This is a genomic window from Aeromonas piscicola (genome assembly GCF_000820005.1).
In the GTDB taxonomy this organism is placed as follows: domain Bacteria; phylum Pseudomonadota; class Gammaproteobacteria; order Enterobacterales; family Aeromonadaceae; genus Aeromonas; species Aeromonas piscicola.
In genome coordinates this window covers 79,055-88,004 of sequence record NZ_CDBL01000086.1, presented here as the reverse complement: position 1 = coordinate 88,004, position 8,950 = coordinate 79,055, and the positions used below count along the sequence as shown (strand labels likewise).

General features: G+C 63.7%; 8 protein-coding genes. 5 read left to right on the top strand and 3 right to left on the bottom strand.

The window, feature by feature from the left end; translation table 11 throughout:
- Positions 1-89: 89 nt before the first annotated feature.
- Positions 90-422: a cupin domain-containing protein gene (locus BN1128_RS23090; protein WP_042873300.1), complete on the bottom strand. Its 333-nt coding sequence runs from the start codon at positions 420-422 to the stop codon at positions 90-92.
- Between the two features lie 227 nt (positions 423-649).
- On the opposite strand from BN1128_RS23090, the gene BN1128_RS23085 reads away from it, so the two are divergent.
- The 5 genes from BN1128_RS23085 to BN1128_RS23065 all read left to right on the top strand — a co-directional run bounded on the left by BN1128_RS23085 (position 650) and on the right by BN1128_RS23065 (position 5,901).
- A complete protein-coding gene (locus BN1128_RS23085; protein ID WP_042873299.1) occupies positions 650-2,008 on the top strand; it encodes an NCS2 family permease in 1,359 nt (452 codons plus the stop codon).
- 238 nt (positions 2,009-2,246) lie between these two features.
- Complete coding sequence (dhaK, locus tag BN1128_RS23080; RefSeq protein ID WP_042873296.1) at positions 2,247-3,317, top strand: dihydroxyacetone kinase subunit DhaK; 1,071 nt, start codon at positions 2,247-2,249, stop codon at positions 3,315-3,317.
- 15 nt (positions 3,318-3,332) lie between these two features.
- Positions 3,333-3,962, top strand: a complete 630-nt coding sequence (dhaL, locus tag BN1128_RS23075; RefSeq protein WP_042873294.1) for a dihydroxyacetone kinase subunit DhaL — start codon at positions 3,333-3,335, stop codon at positions 3,960-3,962.
- Position 3,963: 1 nt separating this feature from the next.
- Entirely contained in the window at positions 3,964-4,680 is a 717-nt protein-coding gene (gene dhaM, locus BN1128_RS23070) for a dihydroxyacetone kinase phosphoryl donor subunit DhaM (RefSeq protein WP_042873292.1), read from the top strand.
- 138 nt (positions 4,681-4,818) lie between these two features.
- Complete coding sequence (locus BN1128_RS23065; RefSeq protein WP_042873290.1) at positions 4,819-5,901, top strand: glycerol dehydrogenase; 1,083 nt, start codon at positions 4,819-4,821, stop codon at positions 5,899-5,901.
- A 94-nt stretch (positions 5,902-5,995) separates the two neighbouring features.
- Here the strand turns inward: BN1128_RS23065 and dhaR are convergent, their stop codons facing one another.
- On the bottom strand, positions 5,996-7,903 hold the full coding sequence (dhaR, locus tag BN1128_RS23060; protein ID WP_042873320.1) for a dihydroxyacetone kinase operon transcriptional regulator DhaR: 1,908 nt from the start codon (positions 7,901-7,903) through the stop codon (positions 5,996-5,998).
- 54 nt (positions 7,904-7,957) lie between these two features.
- Positions 7,958-8,869: a LysR family transcriptional regulator gene (locus tag BN1128_RS23055; protein WP_082030529.1), complete on the bottom strand. Its 912-nt coding sequence runs from the start codon at positions 8,867-8,869 to the stop codon at positions 7,958-7,960.
- Between the last annotated feature and the right edge of the window lie 81 nt (positions 8,870-8,950).

Below are 8,950 nucleotides of genomic sequence, written 5' to 3'. Positions count from 1 at the left end.
CCTCAGGTTCATCTGCACCGCCGCTCCCATTTTCCCTTCGCTGTATCAATTCAACTTCATTCAAAGGCCCCATCCCCTTCTTATCCACCTCAGTAGAATACGCAGAGCCAGACTGTGGTCATGTCGGGGTGAGTCCACTCCACCCTGTGTTTCTGGCGGGCGGGAATATTGATGTGATCGCCCGGGCCCAGTTGTACCGATTGTTGCTCCTGAGTCTGCGGATCGATGAACAACAGGCTGGCCTCTCCCTGCACGACCAGGACCCACTCATGTTCATCCTGATCGTACCACTCTCCCTGTGCCGTCTGATGGCCGTGGGAGAGAATGCGCTCGATCCGCAGGTGGTTGGTGCTGACCAGATCCTGAAAGAGTTCGGTAGGCAGTGGCGAGGGAATATCGTTCAGCAGATTGCGCGTGTGCATGGGTCATCTCCCGTCTGGCAGTGCGAATGTTTCTCTGCAGTATAGAGGCGTGCCTAGTGGATGAGGGTGAGATCAGCAGCAAGCTGGCATGCAAATTCGTGTCCGAACGAGAACGATTCCTGCCATTTTGATGAAAAAGTCAGGGAATTCGCTGCAATTTCGACAAATTCTTGCTATTTTGCGCGCCACAAAAGCAAACGATTTCCTTCACACTTTCAGGATAAGTTATGGCAAAGCAAGATATGGCCACCCAATCAGGGAACGGCGGCTTTTTGGACTCTTATTTTTCCATTTCCGCGCGCGGTAGCAGTGTGCGCCAGGAGCTGTTGGCCGGGCTGACCACCTTCCTGGCCATGGTCTACAGCATCATAGTGGTGCCGAACATGCTGGGCGCGGCCGGCTTCGAGCAGGGCCCCGTCTTCGTGGCGACCTGCTTGATCGCTGCCTTTGGCTCCCTGCTGATGGGACTCTGGGCCAAGCTGCCCATGGCCATTGGTTGCGCCATCTCCCTCACCGCCTTCACCGCCTTCAGCCTGGTGCTGGGTCAGGGACTGAGCATCCCGGTTGCCCTCGGCGCCATCTTCCTGATGGGGGTACTGTTTACCCTCATCAGTATCACAGGCGTGCGCCAGTGGATCCTGGACAACCTCCCCTCCGGCATCGCCCACGGCACCGGCATAGGTATCGGTCTGTTCTTGCTGCTGATCGCCACCAACGGCGTCGGCATGGTGATCAAGAACGAAGGGGCCGGTCTGCCGGTTCAGCTGGGTGAGGTGACCTCCTTCCCCGTCATCATGACGGTACTGGGTCTGGCCGCCATCTTCGGTCTGGAGCGTCGCAAGGTGCCAGGCGGCATCCTGATGGTGATCGTCGCCATCTCCATCCTGGGACTGATTTTCGATCCCAAGGTGACCTGGCAGGGTTTCTTCGCCATGCCGAGCCTGACCGGCGAGAAAGGCTCTCTGGTTGGCAGCATGGATCTGCTGGGCGCCCTCAATCCTGTGGTCATTCCGACCGTACTGGCGCTGGTGATGACCGCCGTATTTGACGCGACCGGCACCATCCGTGCCGTGGCCGGTCAGGCGGGCCTTATCAACGAGCGCGGCCACATCATCAGCGGCGGCAAGGCCCTGACTGCCGACTCTGTCAGCAGCATGGTGGCTGGCGTGGTGGGTGGTGCTCCGGCTGCCGTCTACATCGAGTCTGCCGCCGGTACTGCTGCCGGTGGCAAGACAGGTCTGACCGCTGCGCTGGTCGGCGTGCTGTTCCTGCTGATGATCTTCCTCTCCCCGCTGAGCTATCTGGTGCCAGCCTACGCCACCGCACCGGCCCTGATGTACGTCGGTCTGCTGATGCTGGGCAACGTGACCAAGCTGGACTTCAACGACTCGGTCGATGCCCTCGCCGGCATGCTGTGCGCCGTCTTCATCGTGCTCACCTGCAACATAGTGACCGGCATCATGCTGGGCTTCGTGGCGCTGGTCGTCGGTCGTCTGTTTGCCGCCGAGTGGAAGAAACTCAACGTCGGTACCGTCATCATTGCCGCGGCACTGGTGATCTTCTATGCCGGTGGCTGGGCCATCTAACCCGTCCACTTATTCCGGTTGTAGCGAAGGGCCCTGCGGGGCCCTTTTTCATGGCTGTGAGGCCGCTAACAGTTTCCCGCCCGTTTGCCTCTCGCCGTTTCAGATTGAAACACCAATGACCTTTCTCCTGTTTCAAATCCGAACCGAACCGGTCGTCATTTTTCTCCCGATTTATCCCGTTAGACTGGCTCCATCAACCATTTGCCCACCCGTGCGGTGGCAAGCCAAGGAGTGAGCCATGAAGAAACTGATCAATGCCGTCGATGCCGTGGTCCGTGAACAACTGATGGGGATGGCCGCCGCCCACCCCGAGCTCAAGGTACGTATCGAACCCCACTACATCACCCGCGCCGACTCTCCCGTGATGGGCAAGGTCGCGCTGGTCTCCGGCGGTGGCAGCGGCCACGAGCCGATGCACGGCGGTCTGGTGGGCAAGGGGATGCTGGATGGCGCCTGCCCCGGCGAGATTTTTACCTCGCCGACTCCGGATCAGATGTACGAGTGCGGTCAGGCCGTTGATGGCGGCGCGGGCGTGCTGTTTTTGGTGAAGAACTACACCGGCGACGTGCTCAACTTCGAGACTGCGGTCGAGCTGCTGCACGGCGATGGCGTCAAGGTCGGCTTCTCGCTGATCGATGACGACGTGGCGGTGAAAGACAGCCTCTATACCGCCGGTCGTCGTGGCGTCGCCACCACAGTGCTGTGCGAAAAACTGGTGGGTGCCGCAGCCGAAGCGGGCTATGACCTGGCCCATTGCGAGGCACTGGCCCGTCGCATCAACAACCAGAGCCGCACCATAGGCGTCGCCATGCACGCCTGCACCGTGCCTGCCGCCGGCAAGCCCTCCTTCACCCTGGCCGACAACGAGATGGAGTTCGGCGTGGGCATCCACGGCGAGCCGGGCATAGCGCGCCGCCCCTTCACCGATCTCGATACCCTGGTGGGCGACATGTTCAGCGAGCTGGCGGACAACACTCCCTATGGCCGCACCCTGCGCCATTGGGACAGAGCCTCTGGCAGCTGGCAGGAAGAGCACACCTTCATCGAGCCGCTCAACCGGGGCGATCGGGTCATCGCGCTGGTCAACAGCCTGGGCGGTACCCCGATTTCAGAACTGTATGGCGTCTATGGTCGCCTCACGGCCCTGTGCGAAGAGGCAGGCATCCATCTGGTACGCAACCTGATAGGCCCCTACTGCACCGCCCTCGATATGACCGGCATCTCCATCACCTTGCTCAAGGTGGATGATGAGTTGATGACCCTGTGGGATGCCCCCGTTCACACCCCCGCCCTGCGTCGCGGTTGCTAAGGAGCCCTCATTCTCATGCTAAGCAAACATCAAATCGTCAACTGGCTGCTGGATTGCGAGCACATCTTCACCGAGCAGCGTGACTACCTCACGGCACTGGATACCGACATCGGCGATGGCGACCACGGCCTCAACATGCAGCGCGGCTTTACCAAGGTGGCGGAGAAGCTGCCTGCAGTGGCGGACAAGGACATTGGCCAGGTGCTCAAGACCACCGGTATGACCCTGCTCTCCTCGGTAGGCGGCGCCAGCGGCCCGCTCTACGGCACCTTCTTCATTCGGGCGGCGGCCAGTACCGATGCCTGCCAGAGCCTTAGCCTCAGCCAGCTTGGCAAGATGCTGGCCGATGGGGTCGAGGGGATCGTCTCTCGCGGCCGCGCCGAGCCGGGCGACAAGACAATGTGCGACGCCTGGTGGCCCGCGCTGGCCGCCTTGCAACAGGCGCAGCAGCAGGAGTTGCCGCTGGCTGAGGCGCTGGACAAGGCGGTGGCGGCCGCGGCGGCCGGCACCGAGGCCACCATCCAGATGCAGGCCCGCAAGGGGCGCGCCAGCTATCTGGGCGAGCGCAGCATAGGCCATCAGGATGCCGGGGCCACCTCGACCCTGCTGCTGCTGACCGCCCTGCGTGACAGAGCGAGGTTGTGACATGATCGGAATCGTAGTTGTCTCTCACAGCGCCATGCTGGCGGCCGGACTGAAAACGCTGGCCGACCAGCTCGGCAGCCCGGCCAAACTGCTGCTGGCGGCCGGGGTCGATGACCCCGACCACCCCATAGGCACAGATGCCATCGCCGTGATGAGTGCGATTGAAGAAGCGGATGACGGTAGCGGCGTGTTGGTGCTGATGGACTTGGGCAGCGCCCTCCTGAGCGCCGAGACCGCCCTCGAACTGCTGCCCCCTGAGTTAAGTGCCCGGGTGCGGCTCTGCCCCGCCCCGCTGGTCGAGGGCACCCTGGCCGCCGTGGTGGCGGCAGGTTCAGGTATGAGCCTCGACGAAGTAGCCGCAGAGGCGCTCGGCGCCCTGGGCCCCAAGCAGACCATGCTGCCTGGCAGCACTGCGCAGGTTGCCACTGAAACGGCACCGACAGCCGACGAGGGCTGGCTGCGCTGCGAGGTGGTGGTGGATAACCCCCACGGCCTGCATGTGCGTCCCGCCGCCCGACTGGTAGCCGCTCTCAAGCCCTTTGCCGCTGAACTCAAGCTGCAAAAGGGGGACAAAGAGGCCAACCCCCGCAGCTTGACCCGGCTCACCATGCTTAACGTGCGTCAGGGAGACAGGCTCACCCTGCTGGCACAGGGAGAAGATGCCGAGGCCGCCCTGACCTGCTTCCAGCAGCTGGCCATTGAGCGTTTCGGCGACTGATCGCCAACCCGTTTCAAGGCGCTGCACTCGCTCGAAGGGCCGCAGCGCCACTCAAGACGAAGGACTTCCCGGTATAGCCGCCCCTTCGCCCCTGTTAGTTTCAAAAGACGTCTTATGAACTAGAGAGAGGGATAGAATATGGACCGCATCATCATCAGCCCCAGCAAATATGTGCAAGGCAACGGGGCCCTCACCAATATCGGCAACTACGTCAAGGCGCTCGGCGCCAAACCGCTCATCCTGGCCGATGCCTTCGTCACCAAGCTGGTTGGTGACACGGTTGCCACCAGCTTCCACGGCGTGGGCATCAAGCCCGAGTTCGACTGCTTCAACGGCGAGTGTTCACGCCCCGAGATCGACCGCCTGCTGGCCCGCTGCAACCAGACGCCGTTTGACGTCATCATCGGCATAGGTGGCGGCAAGACGCTCGATACCGCCAAGTCGGTCGCCTTCTACCAGAAGGTGCCTGTGGTCATAGTGCCGACCATCGCCTCCACCGATGCGCCAACCAGTGCGCTGGCGGTCATCTATACCCCGGAAGGACAGTTCAGCGAATACCTGATGATCCCGACCAACCCCAACATGGTCATCATGGATACCGGCGTTGTCTCCCGCGCCCCGGTGCGGCTGTTGGTCTCCGGCATGGGGGATGCGCTCTCCACCTATTTCGAGGCGCGTGCCAACAAGGTTTCCGGCTGCAAGACCATGGCCGGTGGGGCCTCTACGCTGGCGGCCCAGGCCATCGCCGAGCTCTGTTACAAGACCCTGCTGGCCGACGGTTACAAGGCCAAGCTGGCGGTGGAGCAGGGGCTCTGCACCAAGGCGGTGGAGAACATCATCGAGGCCAACACCTACCTGAGCGGTATCGGCTTCGAGAGCAGCGGTCTGGCCGCCGCCCACGCCATCCACAACGGCCTGACCCAGCTGGCCGAGTGTCACCACCTCTATCACGGCGAGAAAGTGGCGTTCGGTACGCTAGTGCAGCTGGTGCTGGAGAACGCGCCGATGGCGGAGATCGAGACAGTGCTGGCCTTCTGCCGCTCGATCGGCCTGCCGACCAACCTGCATATGATGGGGGTCAAGGAGCTGGACATGGCGCGCCTGATGGAGGTGGCCAAAGCCTCCACCGCCGAAGGGGAGACCATCCACAACATGCCGTTCAAGGTCACTACCGAGGATGTGCTGGCGGCCATCGTCACCGCCCACCAGCTGGGGCTGTAACTGCGCCACGGCTGACCTTGCCATATAAATCGGCCCCGCAACTGCGGGGCCGTTTCATTTGCTGCGGGGCGGTTCGCAACGGCCTTAATAACCGTCAGCCGTGATAGTCGGCGGGATCGATCTCGAGCAGCTTCAGCCGCCGCCAGAGGGTGGTGCGGCTGATGCCAAGATGCTGGGCCATCTGGCTCACCTGCCCCTTGCAGGCGTGGGCGCAGCGCAAAATGGCTTGGCGCTCCAGCTCTGCCAAGGTGAGCAGCGGTTGCCCCACCACCTCGTCCGCCACCAGCTGATAGCCGTGACGAATGGCGGCGGGCAGCGCCTCGGACGGGATCAGCCCCTGACCGGCATGAAGCAGCGCATGCTCGACCGCGCTGCGCAGCTCCCCCAGATTGCCGGGCCAGGGATAGGCGAGCAGACAATCGAGGGCCGCCGGACTGAACTGGCGCACCGGCTCGCGCCCCTGCGCTCCTAGCTGCTGACTGATCAGGCCCGGCAGATCCGCCGCGCGCTCCCGCAGCCCCGGCAGCCACAGCTCGCACGCCTGCAAGGCATAGAGCAGCTGGCGACCGAACTGCCCCTCCTGCACCAGTTGCTCCAGCGGGGCGCTGCTGGTGGCGATGATCCGCACCTTGAGCGGCAGGATGCGGGCCGAATCGAAACGTTGGATGCGACCGGTCTTGAGCAGTTGCAGCAGCGCCGCCTGCATGGGGGCAGAGAGGCACTCCACCTGCTCCAGCACCAGCGTGCCGCCGTGGGCCAGCTCGAACTTGCCCGCCCGCTCCTGCCCCGCCTCGTCGGAGCCCATCAGCTCCAGCGCCATCCGCTCGCTCGGCAGCGCCTTGCAGTTGAGGGTAATAAGCGGCCCGGCGGCCCGTTCGCTGCCAAAGTGGATCGCCTCCGCCAGCTGGGCCTTGCCCACCTCCTCCTCGCCACGCAGCAGGATCGGCCCCTGACTCTGGGCCGCCTGCCGGGCATAGCGCAGCAGCTTGCGCATGGCGCTCGATTCCCCCACCAGCGCCGACAGCTCGGGCACCGTCTGGCGCAGCTGGTGAATGGCCCGCAGTCGATCGACCGGATGCAGCAAGGCGATAAAGCTGACCCCCTCCGGCCCCGGCAGCGGCTTGAGGCTCACCAGCGCATTGATAAACTCCCCCTCCTGCCCGCCGAGCCGCTCCAGCGTCACCTCCACATGACTGAGCGGCGTCTGCCCCTTGATGGCCAGCTGCAACCGCTGGGGCAGCAGCAGGTGCTGCTCCAGCGGCTGACCGAGACAGAGCGCCGGATCGAGCCGCAGCCGGTGTGCCGCCAGCGCGTTGAGGTAGCGCAGTCGACCCTGCGGATCCCAGGCCAGCACGCCGTCATCCATGCCATCGAGCAGGGCGTAAAGCTCGCTCAGGTGGTGCTGGGACTCCTGCATCAGGGTCTCCATCTGCAGCAGATGGGCCAGCTCGCGCCCCGCGCTGACGGTGAGCGCCAGATCGCCGGCGCTAGCCTCCTCCACCTTGCAGATCAGGGCGATGATGGCGACCTGACGGCCATTGCTGTTGTAAACCGGGCTGGCGCAACTGTGCCAGGGATGGAGGGTCTGATTGAAGTGCTGGGGGCCGCTGACGCAGAGCGGTACTCCCTCCAGCGCCGCCAGATTGATGGCATTGGTGCCGATGCGCCCCTCGCTGAAGAAGGCGCCGAGCCCGAAGCCCAGCGCCTCCAGTTCTGCCAGCGTCTCGCGATGGCCGGTGCGGGCCAGCAGGCAGCCGCTTTCGTCGGTGAGCAGCAGGGCGCAGGGGCGCCCCTCCATAAATTCGTAGAGATCCTCCAGCGCCATCTCGCCTGTGGTGAGCAGATCCCGTTTGCGCTGGCGCAGGCTCTGCAGGGTTTGCCCCTTGGCGCTGTGGGGCGGGTGCCAAAGGGTCGGGCTGGTCTGGTGGGCGCAGCGCAGCCAGGAGGCCTGCAGATAATCGGGCCAGGGCTGGAGCGGCTGGAGGTCAGATGGCGTGGTCACAGCTATGTCCGGCAAAAGGAGAAGCCGTCATTTAACCACGCTCCCCCCGCAGATTCAGTGACCTGCCTCAGAGGGTGGCAATGCCATGCCGTCTAGGTCGGTCGCGGCGCGGGCAAACTGTTGCTCCAGCCAGCAGCAGAAGGCACGGCACTGAGGGCTGCTCTCGCTCTCCTGATGGACCAGCCAGCTCCACTGTGGCCCCTTGACCGTGCGGGAGGAGAGCGGCAGCAGCAAGCCCTGTTGCCGTGCGGGAGCCGACAGCAGAGCGCTCGCCAGCGCCACGCCGAGCCCGGCGCCGGCCGCGTCCAGCAGCAGGCCGGGATCGGAGAAGTTGAGCCCCCGGGTCTGCAACTGCAGATCCTCCCCGCCTTTGAGCGTCCAGTGGTGCCAATCCATCTCCCGCTCTCCATGGAGACTGGTGCGCTCCGCAGGGGGTTGGGCCAGCACGGCCGGAGTGGCAAGGGGGAGCAGAGCGTCCTCCAGCAGTACCCTGTGGTGGCACTCGGCCTGAGGGGCGAGATCCCAGCGCAGGGCGATATCTATGGTCTGCTCGGTCATGACGGGTACCTCGTCGCTGGTAAACAGCCAGAGATCGATATCGGGATGCAGGCGGTGAAAGTCGGCCAGCCGGGGCAGCAGCCAGTGGCGGGCTATAGCTGTGCTGGTATTGAGCACCAGCTGGTTCGGTTTGCGGTACTGCTCCAGCCGCTGGATCCCCACCGCCAGTTGCAACAGCACGCTCTGGGTGGTCTCCAGCAGATCCTGCCCCGCATCGGTCAGCGCAACCGAGCGCCCCTGCCGGTGAAACAGCGGCTGGCCAAGCAGCTCCTCCAGCGAGCGGATCTGCTGGCTGATGGCGGACTGGGTCAGGTGCAACTCCTGCGCCGCCTGATGAAAACTGCCGAGTCTGGCCGCTGCCTCGAAGCCCCGCAGCACATTGAGTGGAGGCCAGTGTTTGAACATCATTGATTAGCTCCGCTTATCACTTATACCGAAAATCGATCGTTTGTCCGCCATCATCGCGGCGGCTAGTCTATTACTCAGCGT